Origin of the sequence: Geotalea uraniireducens Rf4, assembly GCF_000016745.1 — a bacterium.
Classification (GTDB): Bacteria; Desulfobacterota; Desulfuromonadia; order Geobacterales; family Geobacteraceae; genus Geotalea; species Geotalea uraniireducens.
On record NC_009483.1, the window covers coordinates 3,427,370 to 3,441,371 of the forward strand.

The window sequence follows — 14,002 nt, forward strand, 5'->3', positions numbered from 1 at the left end:
CTTACTTACAGCCTTCGCTGGCCTGCTTGCGTTTACGCATGTACTCCAGGTACTGCTTCCCTTCCTTGAGCAGCTTGCGTCGTTCCTCCCCGTTGACGATCATCCTGCCGATGCTGCGCAGGATGTATTTGGGGCGGAAATAGAACTTGTCGTAAAAGAGTTCGACCGCATCGAAAATCTCCTTGTTGGACAGGTGCGGATAGTTGATGACGCAGGCCTGATGACCTGTTTCATCGAGGAAGGTATCCGAGGTGATCCACCCCTCCTGCTTGCAGAGGTCGTAGAATTCCGTGCCGGGATAGGGGGAAGCGAGGGAGACCTGAATGGAGTTCAGGTCAAGAAATTTGGCATATTCGATGGTCTCACGGATGGTCTCGCGGGTCTCGCCGGGGAGCCCCATGATAAAGGCGCCGTGGACGGAAAGTCCCAACTTCTTGCAGTTCCTGACAAATTCGATTGCCTGGGCCTTGGTGACCCCTTTCTTGATGTTTTTCAGGATTTGCTCGTTCCCCGATTCGAAGCCGACCACCACGTGACGAAGTCCTGCCTCGCGCATGATGCGGAGGGTTTCATAGTCGCAGTTGGCGCGGGCATTAATGGTCCAGGAAATCCCCAACGGTTTGATCTTCTCCGCAACAGCCCGGGCATGTTCACGGTTGGCGGTAAAGGTGTCGTCGTCAAAGGATATCTCCTTGACGCCGGGGATGTTGTCGACGATCCACTTCACCTCCTGGTAGACGTTTTCCGCACTCCTAACCCGCATGGTCCGGCCGGAAAAGGTCTGCGGCCAGAGGCAGTAGATGCACTTGGACGGACAGCCGCGGCTGGAATAGATGGAAATGTAAGGATGCTTGAAATGAGGGATTATATACTCGTTGACCGGCAGATCCCGCATGTAGACCTGGCTGGCAAAAGGAAGTGCGTCCAGGTCCTGTATCGGCGGGCGGTCCGGCGTATGCACCGCCTTGCCGTCCTTGAGGAAACTGATACCGTCGACCGTATCCCAGGCTTTCCCCTCGCACAGTTCCTTGGTCGAATAGTCGAACTCTCCCCGGCAGACTATGTCCACGGCTCCATCGGCAAAACGGAGCGACTCTTCGGGAAGTATCGAGACATGGGGACCGGTCAGCACGGTGATGGTGGCGGGTTTCTGCGCCTTGATGCGCCGGGCGGTTTCCACGTCGATGGCCAGCGTCGGGGTCGATGTGTACATCACCACCATATCGTAATCAAGGGCGATTTTAAGACATTCTTCAAGGGTCAACCTCTGCACCGGCGCGTCCACGACCCGGGAGCCTTCAATCATCCCGGCCGGGTAACAGAGCCAGGTTGGATACCAAAAAGAAGTCACCTCGCGGGAAGCCTGATAGCGTGCGCCTGCACCGCCGTCAAAGTCCTCGAATGTGGGGGGGTTCAGAAATAACGGTTTCATCGATAAACTCCTGTCAAGCGAACGTGTTCATGAAAAACAAACGGTTAGAATATAGATAGGCGCCATGCTTGTCAAGGTTAAAGACCCTCCCCTCTTTCCAGTTGCCGCACGGCGGAATCTCTGCTAAGTTTCCGGCAACTCGCAAATAAAGGAATTGCCATGAACCACTTTACCATCGGCCTCATCGCCGCCATGCCGGAGGAGATAAAGCCGCTCCTCAGGCAGGTCGGGCCATATCGCAGAGAGAGGGCCGGATCGTTTAACATCTACCGCTTCCCCCTTGCCAATGGAGAGGCGTGCCTCATCGAATCGGGTATGGGGGCAGCAAAGGGGGCGGCCGCTACGCAGGCGCTCATCGATACCGCTTGCCCCTCCGTAATAATCAATTTCGGCTTTGCCGGGGCGGTGACGGCCGGCCCGTCGGTCGGCGACCTGGTGGTGGCAAATCGCCTCTTCTTCCACCAGCACCGGTCGTTTTCCGAACAGTATGACCTCGATCAGGACCTGAGCGAACTGATGGAATTGGCGCTGGCCAAGGGGTGCAGGAGAAAACCGTTCCAGGTCTACAGCGGGGCGTTCATCACCGCCGGAGAGATCGTGGTAAAGGGAAATCTGGCGGCGATTCTTCCGCAAGGCGTTGCCAATCCTGTGCTCGATATGGAGACGGCCGCGATAGCGCAAGTGGCTGCCGGGGTAAAAATCCCCATCATCGCCGTACGGGCCATAAGCGACGCCGCCGATGAGGAACTGGACTTCTCCCTCGAAGAACTGACCGACAACGAGCTAAACGTGAGGATTGGCAGAGTGCTTTGGACTGTCTCCCGAAAACCGTGGATCATCCCCCAGCTGTTGAGACTCGCCAAGAACGCCAAACTGGCGGGGGAAAATCTGGCTTACGGGGTTCAGGTTGTGATGCAGACGGTCACTGCAATGGAGATGTAATTCCAATTTCAAATCAAGGATGAAATCAAGGCGGCGAGGAGTGAGGCGACGAAGGCGTACAGATAGTACGTTGAAGAGCCGAAGACGAGCCAACGAAGATAGCGCCTTGATTTGGAATTGGAATAAGGCTTAATCGAAACTGTCCGAGAATCGGGCAGCTATGACGCTTTTCAGATATGATTCCACATCTTGTGCTGTGGAATAGGTGAGGGCGTGTGCGGCAACGTCTTCCGCTTCCTTCCTGGTGCAACGCCGGAGGATCTTTTTTACCCTGGGGATGGAAACAGCATTCATGGAAAGTTCATCGAAACCGAGGCCGAGGAGAATTGGCAGATACTCGGGGTCGCCTGCCATCTCACCGCACATGCAGGCGTCGATGCCGGCGGCGTGGGCCGCATCCACCACCATCTTGAGTGATCTCAGTACTGCAGGATGCAAGGGTTCGTAAAGGGATGAAAGATGCTCATTGGTGCGGTCAATGGCGAGTGTGTACTGGATGAGATCATTGGTGCCGACGCTGAAAAAGTCGACCTCCTTGGCCAGCAGATCGGCAATGATGACGGCAGAGGGAATCTCGATCATGACGCCGATCTCGATCTGTTCGTCAAACGGCACGGAGGCGGCCCGCAACTCCGCCTTGACCTCTTCCACAATGGCCTTGGCCGCCCGCACCTCACCCACGCCGGAGATCATCGGAAAAAAGATGCGCACCTTTCCCAAGGCGCTCGCCCTGAGAATTGCCCGTAACTGGGTCTTGAAGGTTTCCTGCTGGCGCAGGGAGAGGCGGATAGCCCGCACGCCCAGGGCCGGGTTCATTTCATCACCGAGGTTCAAGTCGGTGAGAATCTTATCTCCCCCCACGTCCAGGGTGCGGATGGTCACCGGGGCCGGCGACATCTCTCTGACGATGGCGGCATAGGCATCGAACTGCTCCTGCTCGCCGGGCAGGGAATCACGGTTGAAAAAGAGCATCTCGGTGCGGTAAAGGCCTATGCCTTCAGCCCCGTGCCTTTTTATGGAAGGGACCTCCTCGATAAACTCCACATTCCCCTTGAGACTGACGCTATGGCCGTCCAGTGTCACCGCCGGGAGGTCCGTGAGTTTCAAGAGCTCACGCTCCACGTATTCATAGTGCTGCTTGCGCCGCAGGTACTCGCGGAATGTTTCCTGGTCCGGATTGCTGATGACGGTGCCGGTCGCGCCGTCGATGATGACGGTGGCCCCGTCCTCGATCTCGCCGGTTATCCGCTCCATCCCCACTACTGCAGGGATCTCCAGGGCGCGGGCAAGTATTGCCGAATGGGAAGTCTTTCCCCCCATGTCGGTCATGAAACCGATCACCTTTGTCTTGTCGATCTGGAGAATGTCGGCTGGAGAGAGATCGTGGGCAACAACGATCACCTTGCCGTCAATGGCAGAGATCGGCTCCTGTTTCTGCCCCACCATATTGCGCAGGACCCTCTCGACGACCGTCTCCACGTCAGCGCTCCGCTCGCGCAGGTATTCGTCTTCGATGCCGCTGAAGAATTCCTTCAGCTTGTGCAGCGTCCGCTTTAATGCTCCTTCTGCGTTTATGCTTTCTATCTCGATTATTGCCGACGTCTCACCGATCAGCATCGTGTCGTCGAGAAGCAGCAGGTGGGTATCGATGTGCTGGAGATGTTCATCCCCGCGCTTTGCGGCAATATTCTGCTTCAATGAACTCAGTTCGGCCTTCGCTCTCTCCAGGGCCTTTTTGAGACGTTCCAACTCGAATGGGATCTCGGATCTTTCCACCGAAGTCTCGACCACGGCAACACGACTTCTGTCGGTGATCTTCACCTGACCGATAGCAATACCGGAAGAAGCGCCGATGCCATGCCAGATTCTGTTGTTGTTAATCTTCACCGAAGCCATTTATAATGAGTTCCCCCAAAGTGTCGAGGGCATCAGACTCATCAGCCCCCTCGACCCTGACGTGAATAACGCTCCCTTTTGCAGCGGCCAGCATCATTATACCCATGATGCTTTTTCCGTTGACCTCAACCCCTTCCCGCTCGATCTTTATATCCGATGCAAAGCGGCTGGCGGTTTTCACCAGCAGCGCCGAAGCCCTGGCATGAAGCCCTAACTTATTGACTATCGTATATTCCTGTTCACGCATTTGAATAATCCTTCGCCCGTCACCTGTTACTTCTTCAGGTACTCCCCGGCCACTGAGATACTTTCCAAGCCGCACTCCTTCAACTTCCGGGCAAGCTCAGACACCCCAACCTTCGTTCGTTCGGTCGCAAATTTTATCACCATCGGCAAGTTTACGCCGGTCAGCACTTCAACCTTGTTTTCCTCCAAAAAGGAAAGGCTCATATTGGAGGGAGTACCGCCGAACATGTCGGTCATTATGATCACCCCATCACCGGAAACTTTTTCAACCGCACTGGTTATGGAAGACATGATCACGTCAACTTTTGCATCGGCCTTTATTCCTACAGTCTCTGCCCTCTCGATTTTTCCGACAATCATTTCTGCGGCAACAAGAAGCTCTTCTGCCAAGCCGGCATGTGTTACCAGTACTAATCCGATCATTTTTCCAGCCCCTTTTTCATGTCTCGATGTGAAACATTCAGGTTCAATTGCTTTGTCCTGAAAAAGTCGCGCATTTCTTCGGTGATGACCACCGATCGGTGACGCCCCCCGGTACAGCCTATGGAAACAGTGAGATACGATTTCCCTTCCCGCCGATAACCGGGCAAGAGAAATTCAAGCATCTCTTTGAACTTGTTCAGGAAAATCCGTGTTTCCTCATATTTCAGCACGTAATCGCGTACATTCGGATTGAGACCGGAAAATTCCTTCAGTTCAGGCACAAAATAGGGATTCGGCAAAAAACGTACGTCCATAACCAGATCCGATTCGAGGGGGATGCCGTATCGGTAACCAAAAGACTGGAGATGGATCGTCATCTCCCTACCACCATGGTTCCCCTTGACATGTGAGATAACCAGTTCCCTCAACTGATGGACGTTCAGTTCGGAAGTATCGATTATCATGGTCGCAAGTCTGCGCAACCCTGCCAGTTGTTCGCGCTCGTAACGTATCCCCTCCGGCACGGAACCACTCTCCATGGCTGGATGACGGCGCCGGGTTTCTGAAAAACGGCGGATGAGCACCTCATCGGTGGCATCGAAAAAAAGAATCTCGACGAAATGTCCGGCTTCGCTTATTTCCTGAAAAACCTTTTCATACCCTGCATGAAAATCCCGGCCTCGAATATCCATTACCAGCGCCACGTCGCGCACCCGCTCCTTTGCCTTGTCAACAAGCTCGACAAAGGTAGGAAAGAGCATTACTGGCAGATTGTCCTGGCAAAAGAAACCTTCGTCTTCCAGAGCGCGCACCGCCGTGGACTTCCCGGAACCGGAAAGGCCAGTGATAATAAGGATTCGCAACTTATTCCACCTCGTTTCCCAAAGGACGGACTTCCATACGCGCAAGCAGCCTTTCATGGAAATCCCGGGCAGAATAATATCCCATTCCTTTAAGCAGGAAATTCCTGGCCGCCACTTCTATTATTGAGGTAAGGTTTCGTCCAGGCCGGACCGGGATCTTCAGATGGGGAAGTTCGACTCCGAGAATGGCGTAAACCTGGTCGTCAATTCCAAGACGTTCGTACTCCTGGTCAGGGTCCCATTCCACAAGTTCCAGAACCATATCGATAATTTTTTTTTCTCGGATGGAAGAAACACCGTAGAGATCCTTGACATTTATAATACCTAGCCCGCGGATTTCCATGTGGTATTGAATCGTCTCTCCAGCCTGTCCCACCAATGCAGCAGGCATTTTTTTCTTGATATGGATAATGTCGTCGGCAACGAGGCGGTGACCGCGAATTACCAGGTCAAGGGCACACTCGCTTTTACCGATGCCGCTTTTACCGAGAAGAAGCACTCCCACTCCGAGCACATCAACCAGAACGCCGTGAATGTGGGTGGTGGGAAGAAGGCTTTCCTCCATGAACTTGGTAATCAGGGAAATAAATGTGGACGACTGGTGAGGAGTCCCCAGCAGCGGGATTCCAGCCTCCTCGGCAGCTTTTTTCAAAAAAGCGGGAGGGACCAACCCTTTGGTGATGATAAAACAGGAGATGGGAAAGGAACAGAGTTTGCCTATATGCAAGGCAGCCAGATCTTCGGGGATCTGCCTCAGGTACGATATTTCCGTATTGCCGAGCACCTGTACCCGATCCGGGTGCAGGTGCTCGGTATAACCGGTAAGAGCCAGACCCGGTTTCTGAATGCGTGAGCTGTAGAGCCGGTGTGAAAGCCCACTTTCACCCGCGATCAGATTGAGATCAAGGCCATATGCCTGATCTTCAAGCAGGTCTTTGATGGAAAGGCTGATCGTGTTCAATAGCAGCTGTCCTGTTCTCTGATTACATTGTAAATAGCGGCGGCATCCGCAGCATCCAAAAGCCTCTTACGGGTTGCAGGGTCTTTCAGGATTCTGGAGATCCGTGCCAACATTTTCAGATGTATCCCAACAGCCTCGTCAGGAGCGACCAGGAGAAAAAACAGTTGCGCAGGTCGGCCGTCAAGTGAATTGAAATCTACCCCAGCCAGGCTGCGGCCAAAGACAAGCACAAGCTCTTTGGCGTTCTTGACCTTGCCGTGTGGAATTGCAACGCCATCTCCAATGCCGGTGCTCCCGAGCCTTTCACGTTCCTGCAGAATCTTGCAAAGTTCCGCGCGATTGAGCCCCGGATTGCGTTCTTCCACCTTTGCAGCAAGCTCGGCGAGAACTTGATCTTTCTGATCGGAGGTGAGGTCGGGAATGATATCTTCCGGCTGCAGAAAGCCGATAATATTGATCCTCCCCACGACTGCGGCTACTCTTTATTCGGTTCTATGAGGCCGTAATTGCCATCCTTACGGCGATAGATAACGTTGATGTTTTCTGTAGCAGCCTCTGTATAGACCAGAAAATCCTTGTGCAGGAGATCCATCTGCATAACCGCCTCTTCCACGGACATGGGCTTGAGGGAAAAGGTCTTGGTTCTGATGATGACCGGTTCTCTCTGCTGTTCGATACTTTCAGCCTCGACGATACTTTTCTGAACCAGACGCTCGCGGGTGTCAGTAGCCGGCTTATGGGCCTTGATCCGCTCCTTGTAACGCCGCAGTTGCCGCTCGATTTTATCTACCACCGCATCGACCGCTGCATACATGTCGTTGGTCTCTTCCGAAGCCTTCATGGTAATTCCCTTGGCTGTAATGGTCACCTCCGCACTATGGCGGATTTTCTCCACAGTCAGGAAGACTTGGGCCACGATCGGCTCATCAATATATTTTTTGACCCTTTCCAGTTTTTCCTCAGCGTAGCTTTTAAGGGGATCACTCGGCTCCATGTGTCTGAATGTTGTTGTTATCTGCATACTATTTACCTCCCGTCGTTTATTGTAAGCTCAAGGCCCATCGTTCTGTTGCCGATGAGCAGAAAGCATCCGGCTGTCTTGCCGTTAAAAGTGTTTTTTCCGCTCTGAAGACGAACCGATTCGCAGCATCTCCCGATACTTGGTCACGGTGCGCTGCGCAATGTTGATGTTATGTGCTGAGAGCAACTCGGCCAGGCGCTGATCGCTATAAGGCTTGCGCTGATCTTCGGCATCCACGATCTCCTTGATCTTGTTCTTGACGCTTTCCGAAGCTATGAAATCGCCTTCATTGGTAGATATGCCGCTGTTAAAGAAGTATTTAAGTTCATACAGTCCCTGTGGCGTCTGCATGTACTTATTGGTGGTGACGCGGCTGATGGTCGACTCGTGCATGCCGATATCCTCGGCAATATCCCGCAACACCAGGGGCTTCAAATATTCGATCCCACGGTCCAGAAAATCCCGCTGGAATTTCACGAGGCTCTTGGCCACCTTGTAGACCGTCCGTTGCCGCTGCTGGATGCTCTTGATAAGCCACATGGCGGAACGCATCTTGTCGTTTATGTATTCTTCAGCCTTGGGATCAGCCTGCGCGCCTGTTTTGCCTTCGCCGGCATAGAGCGGGTTGATCCTCAAATTGGGCATGCCCTCGTCATTGAGCACCACCACATACTCTTCACCGATCTTATAGACGAAAATGTCCGCAGATATGTACTGGACGTCATCCTGGCCAAACATCCGCCCCGGGTTCGGGTCCAGATTGGCGATGATCCGTGTTGCCGTCAGAATGTCGTTGACATCGACTCCCAGAGCCCTGGCCGCCTGTTTGTATTTGCGTGACTCAAGGTCTTTCAGATGATCGGTCAGCACAGCTTCAACCAAACTCCCACCCATGCCGAGCGCCTTGACCTGAATCAGGAGACACTCGCGCAGATCCCGTGCCGCAACACCTGACGGATCAAACTCCTGAATACGCTTGAGCACCGCCTCAACGAAAGGCTCTTCCACCTGGCAGGCAAACGCAACATCTGCAAGAGAAGCCCGGAAGTAACCGTCATCATCAACGTTACCGATTATTTCCGTACCGACTTTCATCTCGTCATCGGTAAGTTTGGTAAGGCTCAACTGCCACATGAGATGGTCAACAAGCGTACTCTTCTTGGTCAGAAGATTTTCAAAAGAAGGTCGCTCTTCGTCATCATAATACTGTTCACCGGCCGTATAGTTGTAACCGTCAAGATAGGATTCCCAGTCCATCTCGCGCGTTTCTTCGCCAGCCGTGACCTCCTGGAATTCCGTAGCAGGAACTTCAGGCTCAACTTCCTTTTCACTCAACTCGAGCTGTTCCGTCTCCTTGATCTCTTCAAGTTCCGGCACCTCATCGAGTAACGGATTCTCTTCAAGCTCCTGTCGCACCACGTCCTGGAGTTCCAACCGTGAAAGTTGAAGGAGCTTGATAGCCTGCTGCAACTGGGGGGTCATCACCAGTTGCTGGCTCAGCTTCATCTGTTGGCGCATTTCAATTGCCATAAGCAGTTACACCTTTGCAACACAATTAATTATAAAGTGCCACGGTTAATGTTCAATGTTCGGGTTGTAGAAGAAATGCCGTCCGTCAAAGCATCCCGAATTACAGCCGGAATTTCTCGCCCAGATAAATCTCCCGCGCCTTCCTGCTCTCCGCTATCTGCACAGGATCACCGAATTCGAGGACTTCTCCTGCATTGAGGATATATGCTTTGTCACATACGCCCAGGGTTTCCCGCACATTGTGGTCGGAAATGAGCACGCCGAGCCCCTTGTTCTTCAAGTCTGTGATAATACCCTGGATATCGATCACCGCTAAAGGGTCAATTCCGGCAAACGGCTCGTCGAGCAGGATGAAAGCAGGATCAGTCGCAAGCGCCCTGGCAATTTCGACCCTGCGGCGTTCACCGCCGGAAAGGGCAAAACCCTTGCTCCGGGCAATATGGGTTATCCTGAACTCGGCTAGAAGCTCTTCCACCCGCTCCCGACAACGGCTTCTCGACAATTTCATGGTTTCGAGGACTGCCATCAGGTTTTCCTCAACCGTTAATTTACGAAAAACCGAAGGCTCCTGGGGAAGATAGCTTATCCCCTTCCGCGCCCGCAGATACATGGGGAGGTCGGTAATGGCATCCCCATCCAGATAAACAGCGCCGCTATCCGGGCGGCAGAGTCCGACCACCATGTAAAAAGTAGTCGTCTTTCCCGCCCCGTTCGGCCCCAAGAGGCCGATCACTTCACCGGACGAAACTTTGAGGTCAACGCTGTTGACAACCATCCGCCGGTTGAAACTCTTCTTCAGCTCTCTTGTATAAAGGGTTCTTTCAGGGTTTAGCGCTGCCATCTTTTCCCTTGTCCATGGGATGTATGACCGCCTCAACCCGCGCGTCCCCCCCACCGGTGACAACACTCTTCTGCTCATCCACGAAGTAGGTAATCACCTTGCCTGAAACAACGTCATCCCCCTGGTATACCTTGGGAGATGTATCGAGAACTATCTTCCCCGCTTTATTCTCATAGAGGGCGTGGCCTGCCAAGGCCTGACGGTTTCCCTGCACGACCCGCACATTGCCGAAAGCCTCAACTTTTTCAACATCTTTATCTTTTTCCGAATAGTTGATAACCAGCTTATCGGAGTAGATGGTCATATCTCCCTGCCGTGCCGAAACCTTCCCGACAAACGTGGCAGTTCTGTTATTGTTATCGGTAAAAAGCTCGTTTGATTTAATTTTAATCGGTTGAGCATTTCGATCCCCGCCGGATTTTCCTGCGGCAAGCACCACACCGGCAAGCGTCAGGCTGAGAACGATGGCAAGAATACATTTTTTTATCACTTGTTGATTCCTGTCCTCACGCTTGCAGTAACGTCCTTCATTATCTTCAGGTTCTTCGTTACCGTCATCAGCTCCATACCGACGCCGTCCAGGTCCAATTGTCCATCGCTGAATCTTACCCTGCCTGCAGTCTTGATCATGGAACGGTTTGCCATATAAATCGCGATTTCAGTGGTAAATCGCATCCCGGATACGCTTTTTGCCTCAACGTTGCCCACAAGCTTCACATCTTTTGATTTGCTGTCATAATCAGCCCGGTCGGCTGTCAGGGTAATATCCCCCATTTTACCGCCGGCAGCAACAAGCAGACGGACACCGGTCAGGTGAATAATCTCGCTCTTCCTATCGAATACGGCCTGATCGGCAAGAAGATCCCACTTTTTCACCCCGGCCTTCGTTTCTGTGTAGTGAATTTTCTGCAGGGCCACATCAACATTCCCGGGAAGCCGACTAAGTGTCTCGGCCGGGGTCTTGCCCTGCTGAACTTTCAACGTTATTGCAACGACTACCGAAATAGCGGACAAAATAATGACTAACGCCAGGAATCGCCTGATATTATTGAGTTTCAGCATAATTTTAAGGGGAGTATAGCATCATAAAAAAGGGCTGTAAAGCGCTTTCTGGCGGGCAATTTAAATTTTGGCATGGAGATTGAAGAAGGGAGGACATCATCTGTAAACATGATCGGCCGATAAACAAAAACAGATGACTGATTTAAGAGAATATCCCTACGAATAATACCGAGCGGTAACCGTTTCCCAGGCTCCCTGTTCCTTGAGCAGCAGATCGCACACTTCCCGCACGGCGCCCCAGCCGCCACGATTTCTGGTCACAAAGTGGACGTGGGGTAACACATCCGGTACGGCATCGGCCGGAGCCGCGGCAAACCCCACCCGGCGCATGATAGGGATATCGATAATATCATCGCCGACAAAGGCGACCTGGGAATCGTCAAGCCCGGTCTCTGCCAAAATCTTCGTGTACGGCGTCAGTTTATCCAGACATTTCTGGTAAAGACAGGCAATCCCCAATTCAGCGGCCCGATTGACCACCACCTGGGACCCCCGGCCGGAAATAATCCCAACCTCAATCCCTGCCCGCTGCACCATTTTAATGCCGTGACCGTCCTTGACGTTGAAAAACTTGCTCTCCACGCCGTTTGAGTCGAAGATGATACGGCCGTCGGTCATGACCCCATCCACATCGAGGATAAGCAGTTTTATGTTGCTAAGTCGTTCTTTCACGCGTTCCCCTTCACCATTCACCAACCGACCATCGACCATCGACCATCGACCATCGACCATCGACCATCGACCATCGACCATCGACCGTCTCTAAGCTATCCCCGCCTTCAACAGGTCGTGAAGATGGATTATCCCCACCGGCCTGAAACTGCTGTCATTCTCGAAGACGAACAGCGAGGTAATGGAAAACTGCTCCATTTGCTGTAGCGCCTTGGCAGCCAACTCTGAGCGGTTAATCCGCTTCGGTTTCATCGACATGAGGTCAGAAGCGGGAAGGTTGATGATATCCATGCCCTTCTCCAGCGCCCGGCGAAGATCTCCGTCGGTAATGACCCCGAGGAGGGCGCCGTCCGCGCCGGTAACCCCGGTTATCCCCAACCCCTTGGAAGTAATGACGAACAACGCCTCGCGCATCAGCGTGCCGGCACTCACCAACGGTATCGCCTCCCCGCCGTGCATCATGTCCTCGACCGTGAGAATAAGTTTTTTTCCCAAGGCCCCGCCAGGGTGGAAAAGGGCAAAGTCCTCCGCATTGAAACCGCGCTCCAGGAGAAGCGCTACGGAAAGGGCATCCCCCATGGCCAAGGTGGCCGTGGTCGAAGCGGTCGGGGCCAATCCCAACGGACACGCCTCTTCTTTCACGGAAATATCGAGGAATACGTCGCCGGCCTTTGCCAGGTTGGAAGACGGATTGCCGGTCATGGCAACCAGGCTCGCCCCGAGGCGTTTGATGATCGGCAGGATGCGGACCACCTCTTCGGTTTCGCCGCTGTTTGAGATGGCGATCACCACATCACCCTTCATGATCATGCCAAGGTCACCGTGGATACCCTCCGCAGGATGGAGGAAAAATGCCGGCGTACCGGTAGATGCCATGGTGGACGCAATTTTCTGGCCGATCAACCCTGACTTCCCCATTCCTGTAACAACCACCCGGCCGCGGGAAGCAAGGATCAGGCGCACCGCCTTTTCGAACTCGCCGTTGATGGCATCAGCGAGGGAAAGGAGCGCCTCCGCCTCGATACGTATTACCTTTTTCGCTTCTTCAAGAATCACAAATACTCCGTGACCGGGGATCGGGGATCGGTAAAATCCAGTTCCCAGTTCCCAGTTCCCAGTTCCCAGTTCCCAGTTCCCAGTTCCCAGTTCCCAGTTCCCAGTTCCCAGTTCCCAGTTCCCAGTTCCCAGTTCCCAGTTCCCAGTTCCCAGTTCCCAGTTCCCAGTTCCCAGGTTATAACGTAGAACTTAGAACATAGAACCCAGAACAGTCTATTTCACTATGGCATCAATAGCCTTCAGTTTCTTCAACAGCGCGGGCAGATCTTCAAGCTTCACCGAGTTCGGACCGTCGCAGAGGGCCTTTTCCGGGTCGTCGTGGACTTCCATGAAGATTCCGTCGATCCCGGTTGCAACCGCAGCCCGGCCGAGGTATTCGACGAACTCGCGCTGCCCGCCGGAGGAGCCGCCGAGGCCGCCGGGAAGCTGAACGCTGTGGGTCGCGTCAAAGACCACCGGATAGCCGATTTTCCGCAAAATTGGGAAGCTGCGCATATCGGACACCAGGTTGTTATATCCGAACGACACCCCCCGTTCCGTCAGGATTATATTGTCGTTACCGGTTGAAACGGCCTTGCCTGCCACATTTTCCATGTCCCAGGGAGCGAGAAACTGTCCCTTCTTGATATTCACCACCTTGCCGCTTCGCGCAGCAGCCACAACCAGATCGGTCTGCCGGCAGAGAAAAGCCGGTATCTGTACAACATCGAGCACCTCGGCTGCCGGCTCCACCTGCTCTATGGAATGGATGTCGGACAGCACCGGCACACCGAGAGCTTCTTTCACCTTTTTGAGGATCTTGAGCCCATCCTTCATTCCCGGCCCGCGAAACGAATTGACCGAGGTACGGTTAGCCTTGTCGTAGGAAGCCTTGAATATGAGGGGAATCGAAACCCCGTTGCAGATGGTCATGAGCCGCTCAGCGCAGCGCATGGTTGCCACCTCATTTTCAATCACGCACGGCCCGGCAATGAGTACCAGCGGCCGGTCGCCGCCTATCTTGACATTGCCGACGCTTATTTCTTTTACCATGTTTATTTCCTTTAAAAGCTGGGAT

16 protein-coding genes and 1 pseudogene are annotated in these 14,002 nt (G+C 53.4%); 1 reads left to right on the forward strand and 16 read right to left on the reverse strand.

The window, feature by feature from the left end; translation table 11 throughout:
• Position 1: 1 nt before the first annotated feature.
• Positions 2 to 1,432 (reverse strand): hopanoid biosynthesis associated radical SAM protein HpnJ, encoded by a 1,431-nt coding sequence (gene hpnJ, locus GURA_RS15080; protein ID WP_011939804.1) that lies wholly within the window; start codon positions 1,430 to 1,432, stop codon positions 2 to 4.
• A 159-nt stretch (positions 1,433 to 1,591) separates the two neighbouring features.
• Here hpnJ and GURA_RS15085 point away from each other — a divergent pair, with 159 nt between their 5' ends.
• Complete coding sequence (locus tag GURA_RS15085) at positions 1,592 to 2,374, forward strand: phosphorylase family protein (RefSeq protein ID WP_011939805.1); 783 nt, start codon at positions 1,592 to 1,594, stop codon at positions 2,372 to 2,374.
• 129 nt (positions 2,375 to 2,503) lie between these two features.
• Here GURA_RS15085 and ptsP read toward each other — a convergent pair whose 3' ends face one another.
• The 15 genes and pseudogenes from ptsP to kdsA all read right to left on the reverse strand — a co-directional run bounded on the left by ptsP (position 2,504) and on the right by kdsA (position 13,977).
• Positions 2,504 to 4,270, reverse strand: coding sequence for a phosphoenolpyruvate--protein phosphotransferase (gene ptsP, locus GURA_RS15090; RefSeq protein ID WP_011939806.1), 1,767 nt, complete (start codon positions 4,268 to 4,270; stop codon positions 2,504 to 2,506).
• On the reverse strand, positions 4,251 to 4,517 hold the full coding sequence (locus GURA_RS15095) for an HPr family phosphocarrier protein (RefSeq protein ID WP_011939807.1): 267 nt from the start codon (positions 4,515 to 4,517) through the stop codon (positions 4,251 to 4,253). Before GURA_RS15095 ends, ptsP begins: the two co-directional genes overlap by 20 nt.
• A gap of 26 nt (positions 4,518 to 4,543) precedes the next feature.
• The gene (locus GURA_RS15100; RefSeq protein WP_011939808.1) at positions 4,544 to 4,939 is read right to left on the reverse strand and encodes a PTS sugar transporter subunit IIA; all 396 of its coding nucleotides are present in this window, start codon (positions 4,937 to 4,939) and stop codon (positions 4,544 to 4,546) included.
• A complete protein-coding gene (rapZ, locus tag GURA_RS15105) occupies positions 4,936 to 5,802 on the reverse strand; it encodes an RNase adapter RapZ (protein WP_011939809.1) in 867 nt (288 codons plus the stop codon). Before rapZ ends, GURA_RS15100 begins: the two co-directional genes overlap by 4 nt.
• Position 5,803: 1 nt before the next feature.
• A complete protein-coding gene (hprK, locus tag GURA_RS15110) occupies positions 5,804 to 6,763 on the reverse strand; it encodes an HPr(Ser) kinase/phosphatase (protein ID WP_011939810.1) in 960 nt (319 codons plus the stop codon).
• Positions 6,760 to 7,230, reverse strand: a complete 471-nt coding sequence (locus tag GURA_RS15115) for a PTS sugar transporter subunit IIA (protein ID WP_011939811.1) — start codon at positions 7,228 to 7,230, stop codon at positions 6,760 to 6,762. Before GURA_RS15115 ends, hprK begins: the two co-directional genes overlap by 4 nt.
• An 8-nt stretch (positions 7,231 to 7,238) precedes the next feature.
• On the reverse strand, positions 7,239 to 7,784 hold the full coding sequence (hpf, locus tag GURA_RS15120; RefSeq protein ID WP_011939812.1) for a ribosome hibernation-promoting factor, HPF/YfiA family: 546 nt from the start codon (positions 7,782 to 7,784) through the stop codon (positions 7,239 to 7,241).
• A gap of 84 nt (positions 7,785 to 7,868) precedes the next feature.
• Complete coding sequence (gene rpoN / locus GURA_RS15125; protein WP_011939813.1) at positions 7,869 to 9,314, reverse strand: RNA polymerase factor sigma-54; 1,446 nt, start codon at positions 9,312 to 9,314, stop codon at positions 7,869 to 7,871.
• Positions 9,315 to 9,414: 100 nt separating this feature from the next.
• Complete coding sequence (gene lptB, locus GURA_RS15130; RefSeq protein WP_011939814.1) at positions 9,415 to 10,155, reverse strand: LPS export ABC transporter ATP-binding protein; 741 nt, start codon at positions 10,153 to 10,155, stop codon at positions 9,415 to 9,417.
• Positions 10,136 to 10,645 carry a lipopolysaccharide transport periplasmic protein LptA gene (lptA, locus tag GURA_RS15135; RefSeq protein WP_011939815.1) on the reverse strand — a complete coding sequence of 170 codons (510 nt, stop codon included), beginning with the start codon at positions 10,643 to 10,645 and terminating at the stop codon, positions 10,136 to 10,138. Before lptA ends, lptB begins: the two co-directional genes overlap by 20 nt.
• Entirely contained in the window at positions 10,642 to 11,217 is a 576-nt protein-coding gene (gene lptC / locus GURA_RS15140; protein WP_011939816.1) for an LPS export ABC transporter periplasmic protein LptC, read from the reverse strand. The genes lptA and lptC overlap by 4 nt, the downstream gene beginning before the upstream one ends.
• A gap of 156 nt (positions 11,218 to 11,373) precedes the next feature.
• Positions 11,374 to 11,889 carry a KdsC family phosphatase gene (locus GURA_RS15145; RefSeq protein ID WP_011939817.1) on the reverse strand — a complete coding sequence of 172 codons (516 nt, stop codon included), beginning with the start codon at positions 11,887 to 11,889 and terminating at the stop codon, positions 11,374 to 11,376.
• A 10-nt stretch (positions 11,890 to 11,899) separates the two neighbouring features.
• Positions 11,900 to 11,950, reverse strand: a pseudogene (locus GURA_RS25380) (hypothetical protein); the annotation flags it as partial.
• 29 nt (positions 11,951 to 11,979) lie between these two features.
• The gene (locus tag GURA_RS15150; RefSeq protein WP_011939818.1) at positions 11,980 to 12,945 is read right to left on the reverse strand and encodes a KpsF/GutQ family sugar-phosphate isomerase; all 966 of its coding nucleotides are present in this window, start codon (positions 12,943 to 12,945) and stop codon (positions 11,980 to 11,982) included.
• Positions 12,946 to 13,158: 213 nt separating this feature from the next.
• Positions 13,159 to 13,977 (reverse strand): 3-deoxy-8-phosphooctulonate synthase, encoded by an 819-nt coding sequence (kdsA, locus tag GURA_RS15155; RefSeq protein ID WP_011939819.1) that lies wholly within the window; start codon positions 13,975 to 13,977, stop codon positions 13,159 to 13,161.
• Positions 13,978 to 14,002: the final 25 nt, after the last annotated feature.

Bases quoted from the DNA above. Each gene is read 5' to 3' on its own strand.
- lptB (WP_011939814.1), bottom strand. From the start codon at position 10,155: ATGGCAGCGCTAAACCCTGAAAGAACCCTTTATACAAGAGAGCTGAAG.
- GURA_RS15095 (WP_011939807.1), bottom strand. From the start codon at position 4,517: ATGCGTGAACAGGAATATACGATAGTCAATAAGTTAGGGCTTCATGCC.
- GURA_RS15100 (WP_011939808.1), bottom strand. From the start codon at position 4,939: ATGATCGGATTAGTACTGGTAACACATGCCGGCTTGGCAGAAGAGCTT.
- hpnJ (WP_011939804.1), bottom strand. From the start codon at position 1,432: ATGAAACCGTTATTTCTGAACCCCCCCACATTCGAGGACTTTGACGGC.
- GURA_RS15085 (WP_011939805.1), top strand. From the start codon at position 1,592: ATGAACCACTTTACCATCGGCCTCATCGCCGCCATGCCGGAGGAGATA.
- hpf (WP_011939812.1), bottom strand. From the start codon at position 7,784: ATGCAGATAACAACAACATTCAGACACATGGAGCCGAGTGATCCCCTT.
- ptsP (WP_011939806.1), bottom strand. From the start codon at position 4,270: ATGGCTTCGGTGAAGATTAACAACAACAGAATCTGGCATGGCATCGGC.
- rpoN (WP_011939813.1), bottom strand. From the start codon at position 9,314: ATGGCAATTGAAATGCGCCAACAGATGAAGCTGAGCCAGCAACTGGTG.
- lptC (WP_011939816.1), bottom strand. From the start codon at position 11,217: ATGCTGAAACTCAATAATATCAGGCGATTCCTGGCGTTAGTCATTATT.
- kdsA (WP_011939819.1), bottom strand. From the start codon at position 13,977: ATGGTAAAAGAAATAAGCGTCGGCAATGTCAAGATAGGCGGCGACCGG.